We start from the raw sequence: 21,935 nt of genomic DNA, 5'->3' as shown, positions 1-21,935 counted from the left end.
CGAGGCAATCGAATCGGGCTGCCTCTAGGGCAATAGTCGGCGCAAGGGGTGGGTGACACATCGTCCAAATGGCTTATGCAATGGCGCAAATGGCGTGGGGCTGGAGGGAGATCGCGAACGAGGCGACGTACACCGCGTTGTCGTTGTTCGCCTGTAGGAGCGAGCGGGCGGCGATCCGACTTGCCCGCGAACCAGACGCTGCGGTGTATCTGTTGCACCGCGTTATCGTTCTTCGCGGGCAAGCCTCGCTCCTACAGGCGAACCAGACGCTGCGGTGTATCTGTTGCACCGCGTCATCGTTCTTCGCCGGCAAGCCTGGCTCCTACAGGGGAACCAGGCGTTGCGGTGTCAGGCGAGGTACAGGATCACCAGGTCGTTGATCACCGACGGCCGGTCCTGGCCCACCACGTGGGTGGTGAGTTCCAGGGTCAGCTGGGTGCCACGGGCCGACAGGTCGACCTTTTTCACCCGCGCCCGCGAATGGATGCGCGAGCCGGCCGGCACCGGTGCCGGGAAGCGCAGGCGGTCGGAGCCGTAGTTGATCTGGGTGGTGAACCCGCTGATTTCGAAGCCCAGCGCCAGTTTCATCCGTGACTGCAGCACCTGCACCAGCGCGCCGTGGGCGATGGTGCCGCCGAACGGACTTTGCAGGCGCGCGCGCTCCGGATCGGTATGGATCCAGTAATCGTCGCCCGACAACTGGGCGAAGGCGTCGATCAGTGCCTGGTCGACCACCACCACGTTGCTCCAGTCGCTGTACTGATCGCTGACCAGGGCCTGCAAGGCCGCTTCATCATTGAGGTCGATCTGCCGCACAGGCGGTTGCTCCGACGCTACGGGGGCCGGTTCGCTGTCCTGCGCGGGCAGCGGCTCAAGGCTCGCCGCGTCCTTGTCCACGCCGGTGAATCGCAGCAGGCGGTTGCCCTTGGCGTCGACTTCGGCGAATACCGGCTGCAAGGGCATGCCGATGCGGATTTCGTCTTCTTCAAGGCCCACCAGGTTGGTGTTGATGCGTACCCCTTGGGCCAGTTCGACCACCGCCAGTTTCTGCGGCATTTCATCCATGAAGTCGGGCAAGGTGGCAATGCGCGTCACCGTGTAGCTGTACAGCGTCGCGGCGCCGTCGACTTCGCGCCAGGCCAGGTCATGCTCCAGGCACACCGGGCAATGCCGGCGCGGGTAGAAGTTCCAGTGGTCACAGGCGTTGCATTGCTGGATCAACAGGCGGCGAGCCTTCAGGCCCTCCCAGAACGGTGCGGAAATCTGCGTCGGGACTGGCATCGGTTTGTTGTTGGACATGTGTTTATGCTCCCTGAAGTATCAATGCGCCCTGCTCGCTCATCACGCCGCCGGTACCGGAGACGTAGACGCTGTCGCAGCGCCCCAGTTGGCGCTCGCCGGCGGAGCCTGCGATCTGCGTCACCGCCTCGATCACCTGGCTCATGCCACCGGCCGAGGCCGACTGGCCGAAACTGAGTTGCCCGCCGTGGGTGTTCATCGGGAAATCGCCACGCCAGGTCAGGTCGTGTTCGCGCACGAAGGCCATGCCTTCGCCCTTGCCACAGAAGCCGGCATCTTCCAGGGTCAGCAAGGTGGTAATGGTGTAGCAGTCGTAGATCTGCGCGGCATCGACGTCCTTGGGCTTGAGCCCGGCCATGGCAAAGGCCCGCTCGGAAGCCGGGCCGATCGGCGTGCGCAGCATGTCCTCGGCATAGGACGGCGACTTGAACGCCAGGTGTTCGCCAAACCCGGTGATGAACGCCGGACGCTTGCGGGCCCGTGCCGCCACTTCCTTGTTGGTGATGATCATCGCGGCGCCACCGGCCACCGGCATGACGATCTCCAGGACGTGCAGCGGGTCGGCGACCATTTTGCTCGCCAGGACCTGTTCGATGGTCAACGGCTGGCCGTAGAACATGGCTTGCGGGTTGGCCAGGGCGTTGGTGCGCTGGTCGACGGCAATCTTGGCCATCGCCCGTTGGTCATAGTCGTACTGCGCGGCATAACGCTGGGCGATCATCGCGTAGCCGGTGTTCTGGCCCATGTGCCCGTAAGGCAGGTCGAACTCGGCTTCAGGCGCGCCAAACGCGGTGCTGTGACCGCCGAAACGCATCGAGCGGGCCATCCAGCCGGGGTCTTCGTCCGGGCCCAGCGGCGCCATGCGCGCAGGAATGACGCACAGCACGGCCTGGCACAGCCCCAGTTCGATGGCGGCCGCGGCGCGCCAGACCATGCCCACCGAGGTGCACCCGCCTAGGTCCACCACTTCGGCGAAGTTCAGGCGCAGGCCCAGGTATTCGGCGGCCATCGCCGGTACGAACACCGAGGCTTCATGAAAATGCGGGCCGTTGATCACCAGCCCGTCGAGGTCCGAGGCCTTGAGCCCGGCATCGCGCAGGGCCTGGGCCGCCAGGTCGGCGACCTGCTCAAGATGGAACATCCTGGGTGCGGTCGAATACTTCTCCGGTTTGTACTGTGCGGTGCCAACGATGGCCGCATGCCCTTTGAGTCCCATAGTGCCTCCATGCCGAAGCGTTACGCTGCGGCCTTTTCCAGGTTGTGTTTGAGGTCCGGGCGCAGCAAGGCGCCACGAAGCCTGAGTGGTCGATCAGAAGGTGTATTTCATCGAGAACGTGGCGTAGTCGCGGTCGGCGAACGGACGATCGATCGGATCGGCTGCACCCAGGTAGGAGATGTATCGCAAGCCGAGTTCCAGGTTGCCCAGGTACTTGAAGGTCGTGCCCGCGCTCAGGCGTCGGTCGCCTTGCACGCCGGAGATGCTGCCGGCCATGGGCGTGGAGCCGCTGAAGACGTTGGAGAAGCTGAAGGGGACTTCCAGATCCCAGCCTTGGAAAACTCCCGGATAACTGAACGATGCGCCCACGGTGTAGGCGCTGGAAGACTTGGTGCGGTAGCCCGCGGCTGTGCTGTAGGTGTAGTCATCGGAAGGGGCCACTAGAGGTGCCAGGGAGGGTAATAGGTTCACGCCTTGCAGGTTCGGCGCCGCCGAAGTGGATTCGACGCTGTCGACCTGCACGCGGATGACTTCGGCCGTCAGCGTCGTCTGGTTGGCCCACGGACGGTCACCCAGGATACGCACCGCCGACAATTGCATTTGCTGACCCTTGCCCTTGGCCGGTACGGCGCCAAGGCCGGTATTGACCATCACCGGTGCACCGTCGCGGTACGACCATTCGGCGCCGACCTGGGTGTCGCCGATCTTGGTCGAGGCGCTGATGCCGGTCAGCTTGATGTCTTCGAAGTACTTGATCCGGTAACCATTGCTGACGAAGGCGTTGAGGCCACCACCGACTGGCAGCGGGTTGTAGCCGACCAGGGCGGTGGCCGGGTTCTTGTCGTGGTAGTTGACGTGGAACAGCGACAGCTCGAGGGCCGGTACCGGGCGGTAACGCATCTGCACACCCCACTGGCCACCATCACTCGGTTCGTCGGTGCCGCGGTAGGGGATCTTCTGGCCGTTGGCGTAGATGAACTCGCGACCTGGCCCGACCACGTCGCTGCCCGACAGGTAGCTGCCCACCGGCGGCAGTTCAGTGCCCTTCCATTCGTACTGCACGTAGGCGCCGAAGGTCAGCTGGGGGTTCAGTCGGAACGAGCCGGAGAACTGGCCCACCGGCAAGAGGATTTCCTTGACCTCGACACCCGGCTGCGAGGCTTTCACCGCGTCAGACGGGTTCTGTACGCCGTTCACACCCGGGTAGAACAAACTCTCGCCCCAGGACTCGATGTGCCGCCCGGCCTTGACGTCCAGCATGGTGTCGTTGTCAAAGCGCCAGCCGCTGAACACATAGGCATCCAGGAATTTGCTGCGACCGCCGCTGTAGTAACGGGTGTCACTGGTGAACTCGTCGTTGCTGCCGCTCTTGTTCACGGTGGCGGGCGAATCATTATCGTTCTTGCGGTGGTAGACATCGTCGTAGAAGGTACTGGCGCGCACCACGGCGCCGTAGTTGTCCTTGCGCAGGATCATTTCCCCCAGCGCGCCCACGCGGTTGGTGGTCAGGCTGCCACTGTCGAAGTTGCGGTTGGCATCGTCGGCGTTGATCGTCAGCAAGCGATCGCTCTGACTCCCGGTGCGCACACCGATGCCATAGCTGGTGGTCACCGACCAGTCGATGGTCGCGCCGTTGTCGAACTCGAAGGTTTCACCGGCCAAGACCGGTGTGGACACCAGCGCAATGGCTGCCGCGAGGCTTGTGACCTGAAACGCGCTCGAACCCATGACCGTAGAGTTATTGTTGTTTTTGTTGATCACACTGATTCTCCTCAAGGGCAACTGAATGGCTGCCTGGAATGTTCAACACTGCTGCCGTGCTGCCCGCTTAAAACACCTTGAGCGGTGTAACAGCGCACGCTCCCCTTACAGCACTCCGGTAGCGATACCGCCCCCGGTCCTCGTCCCGCACCAGCGACCCTTCGGCCACCAGGTAGTTGGCATGGGCCAACGTTTCGCCAAGCGCCATCAGTTCGTCGAAACGACCTGACAGCCTGGGGAACAACACGGCCATCAGTTCGAGCGCGGTGCGCGGCTCGTCACAGTTGGCCAGCAACAGCGCCAGATGCCCGTGGTGATGGGCCTCCAACTGGTCCAGGCGCTGATGCAGATTGAAGAACGGCCGTTCATGCGCCGGCAGTACCAGCACGCTGTCGGGCAAGCGGCGCAACCGCTCGATGGAATCGAGCCAGTCGCGCAATGGATTGGCCAACGGCTCGGTGGCATGCACGCCGACGGTGGAGGTGATGCGGGGCAACACCTGGTCGCCGGAAATCAGCAAGTCGTCATCGGCGGCATACAGGCAGGCATGTTCCGGCGAGTGACCGCGACCGATGACCACCTGCCAGGTACGGCCACCGATGTGCAGGCAACTGCCCTCCTGCAAACGGCGGAAATGGTTCAGTGGCGCCGGCAGGAAATGGGCATTGCTCATCACCGCGAACATCTCGCCGCTCTGCTCGTCACCGACGCCGGCCTTGCGGTAGAAGTCGAGAAAGTCCCAGCCCGGAGGCTGATCGGCGGGAAACTTGACGTGCAACGACTGGAACTCGCTGACGGTCATGTACACCGGGCAGTGAAAGCGCTGCGACAGCCACGCAGCCACGCCGGCATGGTCCGAGTGAAAGTGTGTGCAGACCACCGCCACCAACGGCAGCCCGTCGCACACTTCGCTGAATACCCGCTCCCAGACTTCACGGGACTGGTCAGTATTCATGCCGGTGTCGACCGCCACCCAGCCGTCGGTATCGCGCAGCAGATAGAGGTTGATGTGATCCAGGCGAAACGGCAGCGGCATGCGCAGCCACCACACGCCCGGTGCCACTTCGCGCACCTGCCCGGAATCGGGCGCCTGCGGCCAGGGATAACGCAGGCCGCCGCGCAGTTCGTGACCGTTGTCGTCGAGATCAGCCATGGTTGGCCACCGCGAAAGGCGTCAGGCCGGCCCGCGTCAGGGCCTCTACCGAATAGGGCACATAAGTGCGAGCCTGGTCGTCGCGGATGAACAGCGGATCGCTGCACAGGTGCGGGCAATAGCCCTGGCGCTGCAGATCGACCTTGCGCAGCTTGAAGCTGGCCGTCAGGTCCGCCGACTGGGTGACCCGGACGAACACCGGGGCCGCATAGCGCGGCAGGCGCGATTCGGTCAGGGCATACAGCGCGCCCGGGTCGAATGCCTGGCCGGCCTGCATCAGCACCGCGGCCATGCCGGCGCGGCCTTCATGGCCTGGCACCTGGACGCCGTAGATGTTGATCAGCTCAAGGCCCGACAGGTCGCCCAGAGCATCGGCCACTTCCTGGGTCGAAACGTTTTCGCTCTTCCAGCGATAGGTATCGCCGATGCGATCGACGAAGTAGCAGTAACCGTCGGCATCCTCGCGCATCAAATCGCCGGAACTCCAATAGGCATCGCCCTCGCGAAACACATTGCGACGGATCTTGCTCTCGGTGGCCTCGGCAGAGGTGTAACCCTCGAAGCGCCCACCGCCGATCTCCGGGTGATCGACGATGAAGCCCATGGCCTCGCCGATCTCGCCCACTTTGCAGACCTGGTAGAAACCGTTTTCGTCCCGTGGGTGGCAGTCGTTTTCGATGTCGTAGCGCACCAGCCGCACGTTGGTCTTGTTCCAGTCCGGCACGCGACCGCAGGAACCGAAATAGTTGTCGACGTTGATCACCGCGGCATTGGCCTCGGTGGCGCCCCACCCCTCGAACACCTGGATCGGGCCGAAACGCTCCAGCCAGCGCTGCCAGGAGTCCGGTGTCAAACCGGCGCCAAGCATGCAGCGCAGGCTGTGCTCGCGCTCGCCCGCTCGCACCGGCTGGTTGAGCAGGTAGCGGCAGATCTCGCCGATGTACTGGAAGATGCTGATCTGATGACGCGCCACGTCGTTCCAGAACTCGCGCACACTGAACTTGCGGCGCACCACGATGGTCGCACCGGACCGCAACGCGGTAGAGGTCACCGAAGTGGCCGCGGCGCCGTGGTACAGCGGCAGGCAGCAATAGAACACGTCCTCGCGGGTGGCTTGCAGGGTGACTTCCATCACATCGCCCGAGGACATCCAGCGCATGTGGCTGTAGCGCGCCGCCTTGGGCAAGCCGGTAGTGCCCGAGGTAAAGATCAGCAGGGTCGTGGCTTGCGCTTCGATGTGCGCGCGAATATCCCGGGGAAACGGCGTGCGCGGGGCTTTTTCCAGGCGCGCATCGAAATGTCCGTCGACGCCCTTGGGCAGCGGGCCGCTCCAGGGATTTTCCGCGTCGCGTACCAGCCAGCACGGCAGGTCTGGAAAACCTTCGGTGGCCTGCACATTGGCCAGGCATTCTTCACCGATCACCAACGCCTTGGCGTCGGTGGTTTGCAACGCATGCAGCAGCGGCCGGCCGTTGACCTGAGTGTTGATGAAGGCCACCACCACCCCGAGCTTGACCAGGCCAAACCAGGTGCAGAAGAACGCCGGGCGGTTTTCCATGGCCAGGGCGCAGACATCCCCGGCACGCAGGCCATTGGCGTAAAACGTGTGGGCCATCTGATTGGCCCGCGCATCGACCTCGAAGTAGCTCAAGGTCTGCTCGTTGTAGATCAGGAACGGGCGGTCGCCCTGTTCACGCGCCTGGTGTTCCAGACGGTCGGCCAGGGTGTAGCGGTCGCTCGGCTTGATCAGCCCGGCGGCGGCGGAGCGCTGGTCGAGCAGCGCCTGGGTTTGTTCCCGTGGCACCGGGTGGGTCGGCAGGACGCCGGTCAGGTCGTTCAGGTTCATTGCGCCACCTCCTGGGCGTTTGCTTGATAGGCGGAGTAATCCGAGTAGCCGGCCGAGCCCGGCGTGTAGAGGGTCTTGCGGTCGAAGCCACTCAGTGGCAGGCCACGCTTCAAGCGCTCCACCAGATCGGGGTTGGCAATAAAGTGACGACCAAACGACACGGCAGCCCCCTCGCCCGACGCGAGAGCGGCACTGGCCGAAGGGCCGTCGAAACCATCGTTGAGAATCAAGGCATGGGGGCTGTGCCGGCGCGCCAGCGCGAAGGCATCGAGATCGGCCAGGGGCGAACGCATGATGTGCAGGTACGCCAGGCCCAACGGCGCCACGGCTTCACATAAGGCGGCCGCCGTGGCCGCAGGATCGAGGTCGTCGATGTCGTTGTAGGGGTTACCGGGGCACAGGCGAAAGCCAACGCGGCCGGCACCGATCGCACTGGCCATGGCTTCGATCACTTCCTTGGCGAAACGCACCCGCCCCTTCACGTCACCGCCGTAGGAATCGCTGCGCTGGTTGCTGCCTGAAGCCATGAATTGCATCGGTAGGTAACCGCTGGTGCAGTGCAGCTCGACACCGTCGAAGCCGGCCTGACGCGCATTCAAGGCGGCCTGGCGATAGTCTTCGATCACATCGCCGATGCCTTGCAAGGTCAGCGCCTGTGGCTCGTCGGTGTCCACCAGGCCGGCGGCGTCGCTGAACACCTGGGTGCGTGCACGCAGTGCCGAAGGTGCTACCGTGGCAGCCCATGTCGGCTTGTTGTGGCGGCTGGCGGCGCGGCCGACGTGCATCAGTTGCAGGACGATCCGCCCGCCCTCGGCGTGCACCGCCTCGGTGACTTGCTGCCAGCCGGCGATCTGTTCGCCGGTGTAGATGGCCGGGGTACGGCAATAGCCCAGGCCGCTGGCGGACGGCGCGGTGCCCTCGGCCACGATCAATCCGGCACTGGCGCGCTGACGGTAGTACTCGACCATGGCGCTGCCGGGCACCGCATCGGCAAGGGCGCGGCTGCGAGTCATGGGGGCCATGACAATGCGGTTGGCCAGTTGCAGCTCGCCCAGGGCGACCGGCTCGAACAAGACGCTCATTGCAATTCCTCAGCTTCTTATTGTTTTCTGGCTGCCTGAGGGCTTGCCACAGCGTGGGCAAGCGCTGGCACTCCAGCGGATACGGGCTGAATGATTGACGTTGAGCGCGAGCGAAACATCGTCCGACAAGACTAGGTGCGCTATCGACAGGACGATCCCGATACCGCATCGTCCGTACGGCCCCTGTAGGAGCGAGGCTTGCCCGCGAAGAACGATGACGCGGTTTGGCAGATGTACCGAGGCGCCTGGTTCGCGGGCAAGTCGGATCGCCGCACCGCTCGCTCCTACAGGCGATCGGAACACCGCGTTGTACCTGTCACACCGCGGCGTCCCCTTCGCCGGCAAGCCTGGCTCCTACAGGTGATCCGATCCGGGGGCGAAAAGATGGTCTGAATGGACGATGAGCAAAACCCGCAGCAAGCCCAGCATCGCGATAACTAGAACAAAACCGGGAGCACCCGCAGTGAACCAATCCACCCCCGTGACATGGCGAACGCACTACGCGTTGTTCGTGCTCGCCAGCATCTACGTGTTCAACTACATCGACCGCCAGTTGATGGCGATCCTGATCGAGCCGGTGAAGCTCGAATTCGGCATCTCCGATACCGGCATCGGCCTGCTTTCGGGGGTGACCTTCGCGGTGTTCTACACCGTGTTCGGCTTCCCGATGGGGCGCCTGTCAGACCGCATCGGACGCAAGCCGGTGATCGCCTTCAGCTGCATCGCCTGGAGCCTGATGACCATGCTTTGCGGGATGGCCGGCAACTTCCTGACCCTGGTGCTGGCACGGGTTGGCGTGGCGGTTGGCGAGGCTGGCGGCACGGCACCGTCGGTGGCCATGGTCTCGGATCTGTACCCGGCAAACCGCCGATCCACGGCCCTGTCGGTGCTGATGCTCGGTTCCAGCCTGGGGGCGATCGTCGGCCTGGGCCTGGGCGGCTGGATTGCCCAGCACCACGGTTGGCGCTACGCCTTCTTGCTGATCGGCGCACCCGGGATCTTCCTCGGCCTGCTACTGCTGCTGACCGTGCGGGCACCCAAGCGCGCAGTGCCGCTGGGCCAACTCGCGACGCAACAGGATGGCTGGCTCAAGACCCTGATCGAACTGTTTCGCATGCCCTCGTTCCTGTGCCTGGTGCTCACCGGCGGCGCGGCAGCGATTGCCGGCTACGCCATCGGCACCTGGAGCCCGAGCTTCCTGATCCGTTCCCACGGCCTCAACCTGCAAGAAGCCGGATTCCTGGTGGGCGTGGTGGGCGGTGGCGGCGCGACCGTCGGCACCCTGCTGTGCGGCATGCTCACCGACCGCATGGCGCGGCGCGATGTCGGTTGGCAAATCGGCGTGCCGTTGCTGGGTACGCTGATCAGCATCCCCTTCGCCCTGGCGTACTTCCTCTGGCCCCAAGGCACGGCGTTCCATATCGGCAGCATCGCCGTGCCCCAGGCGTTCCTGTTCTACAGCGCCTTCGCCTTCTTCGGCGTGTGGTGGGCAACACCGTGCCTGAGCGCCATTACCCACCTGTTCCCGGCCACACGCCTGGCCCAGGCCACGGCGATTTTCGTCATGTCCATGACCCTGCTGGGCGTCGGTATCGGGCCGCTGTTCGTCGGCATGCTCAGCGATTTCTTCGTGCCGACCCTGGGCAGTGAATCGCTGCGCTATGCCCTGGCTTCGTCGGTGTCGATGCTGTTGCTGGCCAGCGTGTTCCTGGCCCTGGCACTGCCGCGTTATCGCCGACAAATGAAGAATCCGATTGCGCCCCTTGCACCGGTCCGGGCCGTGACGGCCTGACTCCTTTCCTGCACCACCGCGCCGCTGCAACCTAGCCAGGTTGCAGCGGCTTTTTTATGAGGATTGCCATGAGCGCCGTACAGATCTGCAACCTGCTCTACCGTTACGCCGAGTACCTGGACAGCGGCCAACTGGTCGAGGCCGCCGAACTGTTTCGGCATGCCCGTATCAAGGTAAAAAACCAGGGCGACTGCCTTGATCACACCGCCCTGCTGGGCATCTGGCAGCAACGAATCAAGCTCTACCCCTGCGGTACACCACGCACCAGACACATCATCAGCAACCCCATCATCGATATCGACGAAACCTGCGGGACCGCGACGGTTCGCGCCTACTACACCGTGCTGCAGGCCACCGACACATTCCCCCTGCAACCCATCGCCGCCGGGCGCTACCTTGATGAGTTCGAACGTGTCGACGGGGTCTGGCGGTTCAGCTTTCGTGATTATTCGCACCTGGACATGATGGGGGACTTGCGCGGGCATTTGTTGATGTAGCCGCAAATGGTCTGAACGGACGATGAGGGAAACCCGAAGCGGGTCGAGCATCAGGTCAACCGAAAAAACCGGAAATGAAGGGAGGCAAGATGGACATCAACAATCTGCTGCTTGAGCGCGAGCTCAATGTGGTCCTTTCCCGCTATGCACGTGCTTGCGACCAACGCGACTGGTCCGCCATGGAGGATGTTTTCCTGGAGGACGCCACCGCCGACTATGGCGGCTTGCAACACCTTCAAGGGCGTGAGCCGATTGTGGCGATGATCCGTGTGCATCTGGATGGCTGCGGACCTTCGCAGCACTTGCTTGGCAACCTGTTGGTCGACGCCAGCGATGCGGCCATCGAGAGCCGCGTGTACGTGCGTGCCGCGCATCGCGGCGCCGGCAGCATGCGGGACATCACCTATGAATCGCTGGCCGAATATCAGGATCGCTGGGTATCGACGGCGAACGGTTGGCGTATTGCCCATCGGCGCATGGTCATCAGTCACGAGCAGGGATGCCGCGACATCCTGCGCCCGGCAACAGAGGCTGCGCACGGATAGGTGCAGGCCTGTGATCGGCTCACTTCATGCGTCGTCAGCGGAACGCGGAGCGTCCCTGGCGGCATTCCCACGCGGAGCGTGGGAACGATCAAGTCAAGCGCACGCATCCACAGCCAGGTCGGCTTTAAGGCCGCCTCGCCTTGCTTTGGTTTTTGATTTTCTTGCCCCATCACGCCCTGAGCCTGTTCGTCAACGTCAACGCCTGTGAGAGATTGTTGTCTGGGGAGATTGTTGTCTGAGTACATATCCATTGCTGCGGTAACGGCGGCTTATGGTTTCGCCCTTACGGCGACTCACTTTTCCAAACGCCGAAAAGTAAGCAAAAGGCTTTGCCCCACCACTCGGTGCCTCGCTTAGGCTCGGCATGCCCTCACTCCGGCATTGCTCCGTGGGTCGCCGCGATGGGCCGTCCCTGGCCCAGCGCGGCTAAACCGGCGTCCTGCCGGTTTCCCCACTGCGCAATGCCTGCGTTCGGCCATCGTGGTTAACGGGGCACCCAGATCCAAAGCAAAAGCGAGGCGGCCTGAAAGCCGACCTGACTTTTACAGATACCTCAATCCCTTGTAGGAGCCAGGCTTGCCGGCGAAGAACGATAACGCGGTACAACAGACACACCGCAGCGTCTGGTTCGCCGGCAAGTCGGATCGCCGCACCGCTGGCTCCTACAGGGGGAACGTGTACGGCTCCCGATCAGGTCGGCTTTAAGGCCGCCTCGCTTTCGCGTTTGATCTTGATCTGGCTTTTGATTTTCTTGCCCCCTCGAGAGGCCGAGTGGAGGTTCTGCGCAATGGGTAAACCGGCATGGATGCCGGTTTAGCCGCGCTGGGCCATGGATGGCCCATCGCGGTGGGCCCACGGAGCAGGACCGGAGCGAGGGCATGCCGAGCACTAGCGAGGCACCGAACGCCAGGGGCAAGAGCCCTTGGTTACTTGGGGCTCTTCCAAGTGACTCGCTGTAAGAGCGAAACCATAAGTCGCCGTTACCGCAGCAACGGATATACACCCAATCCAAATGGCAACGAGTACATTCGCGAATGCCCGACGATCTATAGACCCTGAGCATAGAAATGCGGGTTGTCCAGGCCAGGCTTGCCATAACGCAGCACCTCACCGGCCAGGGTGCGGATCTGACCACCGGCCGCGACAAGCACCGCATGCCCCGCGGCGATATCCCACTCCATGGTCCGCCCCAGGCGTGGATAAAGGTCCGCCTCGCCGGCCGCCACCAGGCAAATCTTCAGCGATGAGCCGGCACTTTTCAGTGATCGCACCTGGCGCCCGTCGAGGAATTTGTCCAGCGCCTCGGCATCGCCATGGGAACGGCTGGCGACCACGTCCAGGCCCTCATGCGACACCGTCCGGCAGTGAATGGGCTGGCGCTCTCCAGCCTGTTCGATAAAGGCGCCGCAACCACGGGCACCGGCAAACAGTCGCTGCAGCGCGGGCGCCAGGACCACCCCGAGCACCGGCTCACCGTTTTCGACCAGGGCGATATTGACGGTGAACTCGCCATTGCGATTGATGAACTCCTTGGTGCCGTCCAGCGGGTCCACCAGCCAGAACAGCTGGCCCACCTCGGGCACCTGGCCGGCCGCGGCGGCCTCTTCGGAAATCACCGGAATCTGCGGCGTGCGTGCCGCCAGGGCTTGCAGAATCAACGCTTCGGCGCGCTCGTCAGCTTCGGTCACCGGCGAGGCATCGACTTTCCCGCGCACCTCGAAATCCGAGCGATACACCTCCAGCACCCGTTCGCCCGCTGCGCGAACAATACCGATGACGTCTTCAAGCAAAACAGTCATTGAGTCGTTCATGGGAATTCTCCTATTTTTGTTCTTCGTATGGTCCGTTTGGCCTATGCGCCGTTTTCCGGATCCGGGAACAGTACAGGCATCCACTCCACCGCCACTGCGCAAATGGATGTTTAACAGGAGTTCCTGTGTCCCACGGCAATCAGTTACCCGTTGCTCAGATCAACCAGCTGCGCCTGCGTGCCGTACAGTTGCGCATCGGCGGCAGCACGCTCAAGACCATCAGCCAGGACACAGGGCTCTCATCGCCAACCATCATCGCGGCCTACAAGGCGTGGCAAGCCGGTGGCTGGAATGCCGTGCCCGTACGCGAGCGCGGGCGCAAGCAAGGTGAAGGCCGCAGTCTCTCTGCCGAGCAGGAACGCAGCATCTACCAATTGCTGGTCAGCACGCTGCCGGAACGGCACCAGCTACCGTTCCTGCTCTGGCAACTGGAAGCGATGCAGGCGCTGGTCAAGCGGCTGCACGATATCGACTTGCCAGAACGCACCGCCGCCCATTACCTGCAACGCTGGCAGCTCAATGCCGAGCGCCCGGCCAAGCGCGTCGCCAGTGCTTCGCTGGCGGTGCAGCGCTGGTACCGCAGCACCTACCGGGACGTTCTCGAACAGGCGCGTACGCAGAACGGCGAGATCCACTGGATCGATGACTACGGTGCGCGCAACGACCAGGGCAAGCTCAGCTACGGGGTGCTGCGCGCGGTCAGCAATCGCGGCAAGGTGCTCTGGCTGCCTTACGAAGACGGGTTGCGCGCGCCGCACCTGGAAGAATTCTTCGACCGCCTGTATCGCTCCGCCGAACGCAAAGTGTTCGCCCTGCTCTCGGGCATGCACTGGCAACGCGCCGCGACCTTCATCACCTGGGCGGGCGAACGCGCTGAACGGCTGCATCTGTTCCATCTGCCCGAAGCCAGCGCAATGCTCAGCGGTGCCCGGGAACTGGCGACCCAGATCAACCAGCAAGCCGCGCGCGTCGGCCATGACGTCGTGCCAACGACCATCGTCCCCCCCCTGCCCCGCGACCCCATGCTGCTGATGTTGCGCCAGATGTTAAAACATCAAGTCGCGCATAAGTCCGAATCGCAGCAGTTGTACGTTGATAAACGACAACAACAAAAAGCGAGAGGAAAATCTATGACGCTTACCCACCTGCAACGACTGGAAGCCGAGAGCATCCAGGCAATGCGCGAGGTTGTCGCCGAATCCGACAACCCGGTCATGCTCTACTCCATCGGCAAGGACAGCGCGGTCATGCTGCACCTGGCCATGAAGGCCTTCTACCCGGCCAAGCCGCCCTTCCCCTTGCTGCATGTCGACACCACCTGGAAGTTCCAGGAGATGTATCGCTTCCGCGATCAGATGGTCGCCAAGCTGAACGTGGACCTGCTGACCCACACCAACCCCGAAGGCATTGAAATGGGCATCAGCCCGTTCAAGCACGGGTCGCAGATCCACACCGACATCATGAAGACCGAGGGCCTGAAACAGGCGCTGGATCACTACGGTTTCGACGCGGCCTTCGGCGGTGCCCGTCGCGACGAGGAAAAATCCCGGGCCAAGGAACGGATTTTTTCCTTCCGCTCCGACCAGCACCGCTGGGACCCGAAGAAGCAGCGCCCGGAACTCTGGCACCTGTACAACACGCGTAAACACAAGGGCGAGTCGATCCGCGTGTTCCCCCTGTCCAACTGGACCGAGCTGGACATCTGGCAATACATCTACCTGGAAAACATCCCGATCGTACCGCTGTACTTCGCCGCGCCGCGCCCGGTGGTCGAGCGCGACGGCATGCTGATCATGGTCGATGACGCGCGCATGCCGCTCAACCCGGGTGAAGTGCCGATGATCCGCAACGTGCGCTTCCGCACCCTGGGTTGCTACCCGCTCACCGGCGCCGTCGAGTCCGAGGCCGACACCCTGCCCAAGATCATTCAGGAAATGCTGCTGACCCGCACGTCCGAGCGTCAGGGACGAATGATCGACCACGACTCGTCCGCATCGATGGAGAAGAAAAAACAAGAGGGGTATTTCTAATGGCACACGTATCTGACCTGATTGCCGAGGATATCGGCCAATACCTCAAGGCCCACGAGCACAAGAGCCTGCTGCGTTTCATTACCTGCGGCAGCGTCGACGATGGCAAGAGCACCCTGATCGGACGCCTGCTCTACGATTCGAAAATGCTCTTCGAAGACCAGATGGAAGCGCTGGAGGCCGACTCGAAAAAAGACGGCACCCAGGGTGGCGAACTGGACTTCGCCCTGTTGGTGGATGGCCTGGCCGCCGAGCGCGAACAAGGCATCACTATCGATGTGGCCTACCGTTTTTTCTCCACCGACCGGCGCAAGTTCATCGTTGCCGACACCCCGGGTCACGAGCAGTACACCCGCAACATGGTGACCGGTGCCTCCACGGCGGACGTGGCCGTGGTGATGATCGATGCCCGACGCGGCGTGTTGACCCAATCCAGGCGTCACAGTTACCTGGCCTCGCTGCTGGGCATTCGCAAGGTGGTCCTGGCCGTCAACAAGATGGACCTGATGGACTACTCGGAGAAAGTCTTCAACGCCATCGTCGATGACTACCGCGCCTTCGCCAAGCAGATCAATCTGCAGGAGTTCACCGCGATCCCGATGTCTGCGCTGCGCGGTGAAAACATCACCGAGCAGAGCGAGCACATGCCGTGGTACCGCGGCACCACGCTGATGGGTTATCTGGAAACCGTCGAGATCGACGAGGCGCACCAGCAGAAACTGGCGTTCCGCATGCCGGTGCAATGGGTCAACCGGCCCAACCTGGATTTCCGTGGTTTCACCGGCACCATCGCCAGCGGCGTGATCCATCCCGGTGACCGCGTCCGTGTGTTGCCCGCCGGGCAAGAGAGTCGAATCTCGCGCATCGTGACCCTCGACGGCGACCTGCAACAAGCCGTGGCCGGGCAGTCCATCACCCTGACCCTGACCGACGAAGTCGATTGCAGCCGCGGCGATGTGCTGTCCACCTCGGAAGACCCGGCCAGCGTCGCCGACCAGTTCCAGGTCAGCCTGATCTGGATGCACGAACAGGCCATGCTCGCCGGTCGCCCGTACTTGATGAAGATCGGCGGCAAGACGCTGCCGGTCACCATGGCGGTGCCCAAGTACAAGATCAACGTCAACACCATGGAGCACCTGGCGGCCAAGGAACTGGCGTTGAACGAGATCGGCGTGTGCAACCTGTTCACCAGCCAGCCGATCGCGTTCGACCCCTACAAGAACAACCGCGAAACCGGCAGCTTCATCCTCATCGACCGCCTGACCAACGCCACCGTCGGCGCCGGCCTGATCGAATTCTCCCTGCGCCGCTCGCAGAACATCCATATGCAGCACGTGGATGTGAACAAGAAAGCACGCGCCGAACAGATGGGCCAGCAGCCGGTGCTGCTGTGGTTCACCGGTTTGTCGGGCGCGGGTAAATCGGCCATCGCCAACCTGCTGGAAACCCGCCTGTACGCCCGCGGCCGCCATACCTACCTGCTCGACGGCGACAACGTGCGTCATGGTTTGAACCGCGACCTGGGTTTCACTGACGCCGACCGCGTGGAGAACATCCGCCGGGTAGCCGAGGTGTCCAAGTTGTTCGTGGATGCCGGGTTGATCGTGTTGACCGCCTTCATCTCGCCGTTCCGTTCCGAGCGCGAGATGGCGCGCGGGCTGCTGCAGGAAGGCGAGTTCATCGAGATCTTCGTCGACACGCCGCTGTCCGTCGCCGAAGAGCGCGACCCCAAGGGCCTGTACAAGAAAGTCCGCCGCGGCGAGCTGAAAAACTTCACGGGCATCGACTCGCCTTATGAGGTGCCAAGCAAGCCGGACATCCATATCCAGACCAGCAAGCTGACGCCCGAAGGTGCAGTGGACCGGATCATCGAGGTGCTGGTCGAGCGCGGTTTCATCGGCAAGGAACTCTAGCCCCGGCGCCCGGTTCGCCGGGCATCCCGCGAGCACCCCTGCGGCGGTGCTCGCCCAATCAAGAGAGTCTAACAATGACAATCAGCTCTATTGACGAACAACAGTTGTTGAGTGGCCAGACCTGGGCCACGTTCTGCGATCACCTCAAGCGCTGCGGCGAGCAGATCCTGCGCCCCGAAGCGCCCGCCGATGCCGCCACCCGCGCCGAAGGTTTCCGCTACCTCACGCGCCTGCTGCGCATCGGCCTGGAGATGCACATCGAGTTTGCCGACCCGGCCTTTCCCAGCTTCTTCAAGACCTCCCACGAGACCGCGAAGATTGGTGCCGACAACCCGGACAACCTCTACGAGTACTCACGCCTGGACGGCACGCTGCAATACCGCATCAAAGGCCAGCGCGGCAGTGTCGCCTACCTGAGCTTCGGCACCCAGAAAGGCGGGTATGAAACCGACGGCACCCTGATCCAGACCGGCTTCATCGACGCCAGCCAGCTGCAGGTCGATGCCCAGGGCAACTTCGAAATCATCCTCAGCAGCGAGCCACAACCGGGCAACTGGCTGAAAATGGAACCCGCCACCAATGCCCTGATCGTGCGCCAGACGTTTCTTGACCGTCGCAGCGAAGTGCCGGCCAAGTTGAGCATCGAGCGCATCGGCACCGACAGCAAGCCGCAGGCCCTTGATCCGGCGACGTTCCAGCAGGGTCTGGCGCGGGTGTCGAGCTTCGTGGAGAACACCGCCAGGCTGTTCGCTGACTGGAGCCAAAGCTACCTGCCGCACAGCAATCAACTGCCACCGGCAAACCAGGCGCTCTGCCAGTCCGTGGGCGGTGATCCGAACATTTTCTACTACCACTCGCACTGGGCGCTGGCCGCGGACGAGGCGCTGGTGATTCACATCGACAAGGTGCCGGACTGCGACTTCTGGAACCTGCAGATCAACAACTACTGGATGGAATCGCTGGACTACCGCTACCACCAGATCTGCTTCAACAAGCACCAGGCCCAATACGACGACAACGGCGGCGTGACCCTGGTACTCAGCGAGCTCGACCCCGGGGTGAGCAACTGGCTGCAGACCGCCGGCGTACGCCAAGGCACCCTGTGCCTGCGCTGGGTCGGCGCCCAGGAGCAATGCCACCCCACCACCCGCGTCGTAAACGTATCTGCCGTCGCGGAGGCCGTATGAACGCGCACACCCGCATTGAAGACCTGACCGTCGAAAAACTGTTGGCCAGCGCCATCGCGCGCAGCAATGGCCTGAGCGATTTTGGCGATGACAACTATCGAGAGTCGTTGCAGGCGCTGCTGGATGCCCTGGCCGCCGAAGCCCGGCTGTCACCGTCCGGGCAGTATTTGCTGGAAGAAAGACTGGTGGGGCAACTGGTCAACCGACTGGTGATGGAGGACTACCTGCGTCGTTATCCGGAGATAACCGAGATAGTGATCGACGATCCGCTGGTCATCGTCGGTCTGCCGCGCACCGGCACCACCATGCTCCAGCGCACCCTGGCGGTCGACCTGCGCTTCTACTCGGCCGCCTGGTGGGAGACGCGTTTTCCGGCCCCGCTGGCCGACGAAACCCTGGCCGTGCCGGCCAAGCGTATCGCCCAGGCCAAGGCTGAGGTCGACCTGATGGCCGAGGTCATTCCGCAGATCCTCGCGATCCACCCGCTGGACGCCATGCTCTGCGACGAAGAGTTCATGCTCATGGAACACTCGTTCATGTGCGCCATGGACGCCTACGTCAATGTGCCCAGCTACACCCGCTGGCTCGATCAGCAGGACCAGCGGCCGGTCTACACCCAGCTGAAGAAAATGCTGCAGTTCCTGCAGTGGCAGAAAACACAACGGGGTGAGCCGGCGGGGCAGCGTTGGCTGCTCAAAGCGCCGCAACACCTGCACACCCTGCATTTGCTGCTGGATGTCTTCCCCAAGGCGCAGGTGATTCTGACCCACCGCGAACCGGCCCAGACCATCCCCTCGATGGCCAGCATGGCCCACACCCTGTGGCAGATGTATAGCGACAACCCGGACCCGAAAGCCGCCGGCGAGCAGTGGAACAACCGCATGGCGCGTGGCATCCGGCACACCATGCAGGTGCGCGACCAACACGCTGCCGCGCGCTTTCTCGACATCCACTTCGCCGACACCGTGACCCAGCCGCTGCACGTGCTGGAGAAGGTCTACGCCTTTGCCGACCTGCCGTTTACCGACAAGGCTCGCGCCGACGCGCAAGCCTGGCTGTCGCAAAACAGCCGGGAAAAACGCGCCAGCCACGACTACAGCCTGGAGCGCTTCGGCCTGGATGAAACGCAGATGACCGAGGACTACCGCGAATATCGCGCCCGTCACTTGAGCGTCAATCACTAAGCGCGGGGTGGAGCAATCATGGAAAAAATCATGTTGACCTTGTGGAAGTCGACACAACCGAGCGCCGGGCAATGGCGTGAGGATTTGCTCGGCCTTCACGACGAACTGGCCCGTGCCGGTGCCAAAAATATCCGTGTCATGGTGGTCGATGAGGCGGTGGCCGCCGCCCACGCACAGCGCATCACCAACAGCGCCGTGCCGTTGGACGGGCTGCTTTCGCTGTGGCTGGACAGTGCCTCGCAATGGCCCGCCATCAAGGCGATCGTGGCGCCCAAGACCTGCCGCCAGGAGGCTTATCTGGTGGTGGAATCCGAGCCCTACCCCGAAGAACGCCAGGCTCGCGCAGCGCAGTATCGGGTGCCGCCTGGCGAGCGCACACCCGGCATGAATCAGGTGGCTCTGCTACACAAGCCGCACCGGTTGAGCTACGAGCAATGGCACGACACCTGGCGCAACGGACACGGGCCCAAGGCCTATCCCCTGCAATCGATCTTCGGCTACCGACAGAACACCGTGGTGCGCTCGCTGACCTTCGGCGCGCCGGTGCTGCACGCCATCGTCGAAGAAAACTTCCCGCCCGAAGCCATTGGCAATCAGCAGGGGTTCTTCGCAGCCCTGGGCGACCCGGACACCTGCGCAAAGCGCCAGCAGGCCATGTACGAATCGACCAGCCAGTTCATCGACTTCGAGAAAATTGACTGCATCCAAACCAGTGAATACCAGCTCAGTGAGTGAGTAGCCCACAAGGAGGCTTTCCATGTTGGATCTAGAAGCAATCGAGCTGATCAAACAGCTCAAGGCGCGCTACTTCCGCGCCATCGACACCTGCAATATCGAGATGCTGCAGGGCATGCTCACCGAAGACGTCGCCCTGTCGTTCAAGAGCCCCGCCTACGAGTTCCACGTCAACGGCCTGGGCGATGCGCTGGACTTCTACCGCACCTCGTTCACCAAGACCCGCCTGGCCACCCACAACGGTCACACCCCGGAAATCGAAGTCGATGGCGACCAGGCCACGGCCCTCTGGTACCTGAGCTACGTGTTCATCAACCTCGAGGACAACACCCACATGCATGGCAGTGCGATCTACCAGGATCGCTACATCAAGCGCGACGGGCGCTGGATGATCGCCCAGACGGGCTACGAGACCCTGCTGGAGACGATCCAGCCCTTGAGCGAACAACTGCAGATCACCTCCCGCCCCATCAACTGAACGCACGACAGGAGACCGTCATGGCCAGAGCCGAAAACATAGTGACCTCCCACACGGTGGAGATTAACGCCCCCGCCCGAGTGGTCTGGGAGGTGCTCATTGACCTGGACAACTACCACCAGTGGAACAGCTTCTGTCCGAGCATTCGGTGCGGCCTGCAGATCGGCGACGAGGTGCACATGCAGGTACTGACCCCCGATACCGGCGAGACCGTCCCGGTGTTCGAATACCTCGTGGCCTGCGACCCCGAGCAGCTGTTGTCGTGGGAGCAGCGCCCCGTCCCGGAGAACATGGATGCCGCCCGCCGCGACCAGTACATCAAGGCCATCGATGCCAACCGCTGCAGCTATTTCACCACTGACATTTTCCTGGGCCTGAACCAGGACACCATCATGCGCGAGCACGGTGCCTGGGTAAAAATCGGCTTCGACCAGATGGCCCTGGACCTTAAACGCCGCGCCGAAGCACTGCACGCCAATCGCACCTGAACGCCCCCTCCCCGACCAAAACAATAAGAAGGTAATTGCCATGTTGCTCAAAGATAAAGTTGTCATCATTTCCGGTATCGGCCCTGGCCTGGGCATCAAGCTGGCCGTGCGTGCCGCGGAGTACCAGGCCAAGGCCGTGGTGTTGGCCGCGCGTACGCCGGCCAAGCTCGACCAGGCCGAACAAGCGGTGCGCGACGCTGGCTACAGCACGCCGATCCTGAAAGTCCCCACCGACATTACCCAACCCGAACAGTGCCAGACGCTCGCCGACCTGACGACCGAGCACTTCGGCCGGATCGACGTGTTGATCAACTCCGCCTACGCCCATGGCGCCTGGGGCACTTCCTCAGGGTCGGCCATGGAAGACTGGCGCAGCGCGATGGACGTCAACCTGTTCGGCACCATGCACATGACCCAGGCCGTGCTGCCGCAGATGAAGAAGCAGAAATCGGGCAGCATCGTCATGATCAACACCATGGCCACCCGCACCCCCAACCAGCTGGAATCCGGCTATGCCGTGTCCAAGGGCGCGTTGAAAACCGCCGTGCAGTACCTGGCCCAGGATCTCGGCCCGTTCGGCATCCGCGTCAACTCCACCTTCATGGGCTGGATGTGGGGCGCACCGGTGATCGGCTATTTCGAGAGCGAAGCCAAGCGCCTGGGCGTGCCGATGGAGTCGCTGGTCGAGCAGATCGCCCAACAGATCCCGCTGCGCAAGATTCCCGAAGACAGTGACTGTGCCATGGCCGCCCTGTACCTGGCGAGCGACTACGCCAAGGTCATTACCGGCGCGCAACTGGACGTCAACGGCGGCCACTTCCTGCCCTGCTGACACGTCAAGGCGGCGAGTACGTCGCCTCTTTCCGGCGGCCACACGATTGCCGTGTGGCCATCGCCCTCCCCCTGGAGATTATTCGC

The 21,935-nt window shown here is 62.9% G+C and carries 18 protein-coding genes; 11 read left to right on the top strand and 7 right to left on the bottom strand.

The features are described 5' to 3' along the window. Window positions 1–348: 348 nt before the first annotated feature. From HFK74_RS30075 to HFK74_RS30050, 6 genes are all read right to left on the bottom strand, one after another. Window positions 349–1,299, bottom strand: coding sequence for an OB-fold domain-containing protein (locus tag HFK74_RS30075; RefSeq protein WP_180206709.1), 951 nt, complete (start codon window positions 1,297–1,299; stop codon window positions 349–351). 4 nt (window positions 1,300–1,303) lie between these two features. Then, window positions 1,304–2,515 carry a thiolase family protein gene (locus HFK74_RS30070; protein ID WP_180206708.1) on the bottom strand — a complete coding sequence of 404 codons (1,212 nt, stop codon included), beginning with the start codon at window positions 2,513–2,515 and terminating at the stop codon, window positions 1,304–1,306. A 93-nt stretch (window positions 2,516–2,608) separates the two neighbouring features. Further along, the gene (locus HFK74_RS30065; RefSeq protein ID WP_180206707.1) at window positions 2,609–4,276 is read right to left on the bottom strand and encodes a DUF1302 family protein; all 1,668 of its coding nucleotides are present in this window, start codon (window positions 4,274–4,276) and stop codon (window positions 2,609–2,611) included. Between the two features lie 67 nt (window positions 4,277–4,343). Further along, complete coding sequence (locus HFK74_RS30060) at window positions 4,344–5,429, bottom strand: MBL fold metallo-hydrolase (RefSeq protein ID WP_180206706.1); 1,086 nt, start codon at window positions 5,427–5,429, stop codon at window positions 4,344–4,346. Then, the gene (locus tag HFK74_RS30055; RefSeq protein WP_180206705.1) at window positions 5,422–7,275 is read right to left on the bottom strand and encodes a long-chain-acyl-CoA synthetase; all 1,854 of its coding nucleotides are present in this window, start codon (window positions 7,273–7,275) and stop codon (window positions 5,422–5,424) included. The genes HFK74_RS30060 and HFK74_RS30055 overlap by 8 nt, the downstream gene beginning before the upstream one ends. Next, window positions 7,272–8,357 (bottom strand): alkene reductase, encoded by a 1,086-nt coding sequence (locus tag HFK74_RS30050; protein ID WP_180206704.1) that lies wholly within the window; start codon window positions 8,355–8,357, stop codon window positions 7,272–7,274. Before HFK74_RS30050 ends, HFK74_RS30055 begins: the two co-directional genes overlap by 4 nt. A gap of 463 nt (window positions 8,358–8,820) precedes the next feature. Here HFK74_RS30050 and HFK74_RS30045 point away from each other — a divergent pair, with 463 nt between their 5' ends. The 3 genes from HFK74_RS30045 (at window position 8,821) to HFK74_RS30035 (ending at window position 11,191) form a co-directional block, all read left to right on the top strand. Continuing rightward, window positions 8,821–10,149, top strand: a complete 1,329-nt coding sequence (locus HFK74_RS30045) for an MFS transporter (protein ID WP_180206703.1) — start codon at window positions 8,821–8,823, stop codon at window positions 10,147–10,149. A 68-nt stretch (window positions 10,150–10,217) separates the two neighbouring features. Then, on the top strand, window positions 10,218–10,646 hold the full coding sequence (locus tag HFK74_RS30040; protein ID WP_257230469.1) for a nuclear transport factor 2 family protein: 429 nt from the start codon (window positions 10,218–10,220) through the stop codon (window positions 10,644–10,646). Window positions 10,647–10,735: 89 nt separating this feature from the next. Continuing rightward, on the top strand, window positions 10,736–11,191 hold the full coding sequence (locus HFK74_RS30035; RefSeq protein WP_180206702.1) for a nuclear transport factor 2 family protein: 456 nt from the start codon (window positions 10,736–10,738) through the stop codon (window positions 11,189–11,191). Between the two features lie 1,046 nt (window positions 11,192–12,237). On the opposite strand, the gene cysQ is transcribed toward HFK74_RS30035, so the two are convergent. Beyond that, complete coding sequence (gene cysQ / locus HFK74_RS30030; RefSeq protein ID WP_180206701.1) at window positions 12,238–13,002, bottom strand: 3'(2'),5'-bisphosphate nucleotidase CysQ; 765 nt, start codon at window positions 13,000–13,002, stop codon at window positions 12,238–12,240. Window positions 13,003–13,439: 437 nt separating this feature from the next. Here cysQ and cysD point away from each other — a divergent pair, with 437 nt between their 5' ends. From cysD to HFK74_RS29990, 8 genes are all read left to right on the top strand, one after another. Beyond that, entirely contained in the window at window positions 13,440–15,032 is a 1,593-nt protein-coding gene (gene cysD, locus HFK74_RS33465; RefSeq protein WP_306669929.1) for a sulfate adenylyltransferase subunit CysD, read from the top strand. Then, complete coding sequence (gene cysN / locus HFK74_RS30020; protein ID WP_180206699.1) at window positions 15,032–16,945, top strand: sulfate adenylyltransferase subunit CysN; 1,914 nt, start codon at window positions 15,032–15,034, stop codon at window positions 16,943–16,945. Before cysD ends, cysN begins: the two co-directional genes overlap by 1 nt. Before the next feature lie 74 nt (window positions 16,946–17,019). Next, window positions 17,020–18,132: a DUF1214 domain-containing protein gene (locus HFK74_RS30015; protein WP_180206698.1), complete on the top strand. Its 1,113-nt coding sequence runs from the start codon at window positions 17,020–17,022 to the stop codon at window positions 18,130–18,132. Beyond that, on the top strand, window positions 18,129–19,316 hold the full coding sequence (locus tag HFK74_RS30010) for a sulfotransferase (protein WP_180206697.1): 1,188 nt from the start codon (window positions 18,129–18,131) through the stop codon (window positions 19,314–19,316). Before HFK74_RS30015 ends, HFK74_RS30010 begins: the two co-directional genes overlap by 4 nt. 18 nt (window positions 19,317–19,334) lie before the next feature. Beyond that, window positions 19,335–20,051 (top strand): EthD domain-containing protein, encoded by a 717-nt coding sequence (locus HFK74_RS30005; RefSeq protein ID WP_180206696.1) that lies wholly within the window; start codon window positions 19,335–19,337, stop codon window positions 20,049–20,051. 22 nt (window positions 20,052–20,073) lie between these two features. Further along, entirely contained in the window at window positions 20,074–20,529 is a 456-nt protein-coding gene (locus HFK74_RS30000) for a nuclear transport factor 2 family protein (protein ID WP_180206695.1), read from the top strand. 20 nt (window positions 20,530–20,549) lie between these two features. Then, the gene (locus HFK74_RS29995) at window positions 20,550–21,017 is read left to right on the top strand and encodes an SRPBCC domain-containing protein (RefSeq protein WP_180206694.1); all 468 of its coding nucleotides are present in this window, start codon (window positions 20,550–20,552) and stop codon (window positions 21,015–21,017) included. A gap of 40 nt (window positions 21,018–21,057) precedes the next feature. Beyond that, a complete protein-coding gene (locus HFK74_RS29990) occupies window positions 21,058–21,849 on the top strand; it encodes an SDR family oxidoreductase (RefSeq protein WP_180206693.1) in 792 nt (263 codons plus the stop codon). Window positions 21,850–21,935 lie beyond the last annotated feature (86 nt).

The organism is Pseudomonas sp. SbOxS1 (assembly GCF_013416725.1).
GTDB lineage: Bacteria > Pseudomonadota > Gammaproteobacteria > Pseudomonadales > Pseudomonadaceae > Aquipseudomonas.
The sequence above is the reverse complement of the archived record's forward strand: the minus strand, read 5'-3'. Positions and strand labels throughout refer to the sequence as shown.

What these genes read in the sequence shown, in the direction of transcription:
- HFK74_RS30075 (WP_180206709.1), bottom strand. Translation starts at nt 1,299, where the DNA reads ATGTCCAACAACAAACCGATGCCAGTCCCGACGCAGATTTCCGCACCG.
- HFK74_RS30010 (WP_180206697.1), top strand. Translation starts at nt 18,129, where the DNA reads ATGAACGCGCACACCCGCATTGAAGACCTGACCGTCGAAAAACTGTTG.
- cysN (WP_180206699.1), top strand. Translation starts at nt 15,032, where the DNA reads ATGGCACACGTATCTGACCTGATTGCCGAGGATATCGGCCAATACCTC.
- HFK74_RS29990 (WP_180206693.1), top strand. Translation starts at nt 21,058, where the DNA reads ATGTTGCTCAAAGATAAAGTTGTCATCATTTCCGGTATCGGCCCTGGC.
- HFK74_RS30055 (WP_180206705.1), bottom strand. Translation starts at nt 7,275, where the DNA reads ATGAACCTGAACGACCTGACCGGCGTCCTGCCGACCCACCCGGTGCCA.
- HFK74_RS30005 (WP_180206696.1), top strand. Translation starts at nt 19,335, where the DNA reads ATGGAAAAAATCATGTTGACCTTGTGGAAGTCGACACAACCGAGCGCC.
- HFK74_RS29995 (WP_180206694.1), top strand. Translation starts at nt 20,550, where the DNA reads ATGGCCAGAGCCGAAAACATAGTGACCTCCCACACGGTGGAGATTAAC.
- HFK74_RS30070 (WP_180206708.1), bottom strand. Translation starts at nt 2,515, where the DNA reads ATGGGACTCAAAGGGCATGCGGCCATCGTTGGCACCGCACAGTACAAA.
- HFK74_RS30050 (WP_180206704.1), bottom strand. Translation starts at nt 8,357, where the DNA reads ATGAGCGTCTTGTTCGAGCCGGTCGCCCTGGGCGAGCTGCAACTGGCC.
- HFK74_RS30040 (WP_257230469.1), top strand. Translation starts at nt 10,218, where the DNA reads ATGAGCGCCGTACAGATCTGCAACCTGCTCTACCGTTACGCCGAGTAC.
- cysQ (WP_180206701.1), bottom strand. Translation starts at nt 13,002, where the DNA reads ATGAACGACTCAATGACTGTTTTGCTTGAAGACGTCATCGGTATTGTT.
- cysD (WP_306669929.1), top strand. Translation starts at nt 13,440, where the DNA reads ATGCAGGCGCTGGTCAAGCGGCTGCACGATATCGACTTGCCAGAACGC.
- HFK74_RS30060 (WP_180206706.1), bottom strand. Translation starts at nt 5,429, where the DNA reads ATGGCTGATCTCGACGACAACGGTCACGAACTGCGCGGCGGCCTGCGT.
- HFK74_RS30035 (WP_180206702.1), top strand. Translation starts at nt 10,736, where the DNA reads ATGGACATCAACAATCTGCTGCTTGAGCGCGAGCTCAATGTGGTCCTT.
- HFK74_RS30000 (WP_180206695.1), top strand. Translation starts at nt 20,074, where the DNA reads ATGTTGGATCTAGAAGCAATCGAGCTGATCAAACAGCTCAAGGCGCGC.
- HFK74_RS30015 (WP_180206698.1), top strand. Translation starts at nt 17,020, where the DNA reads ATGACAATCAGCTCTATTGACGAACAACAGTTGTTGAGTGGCCAGACC.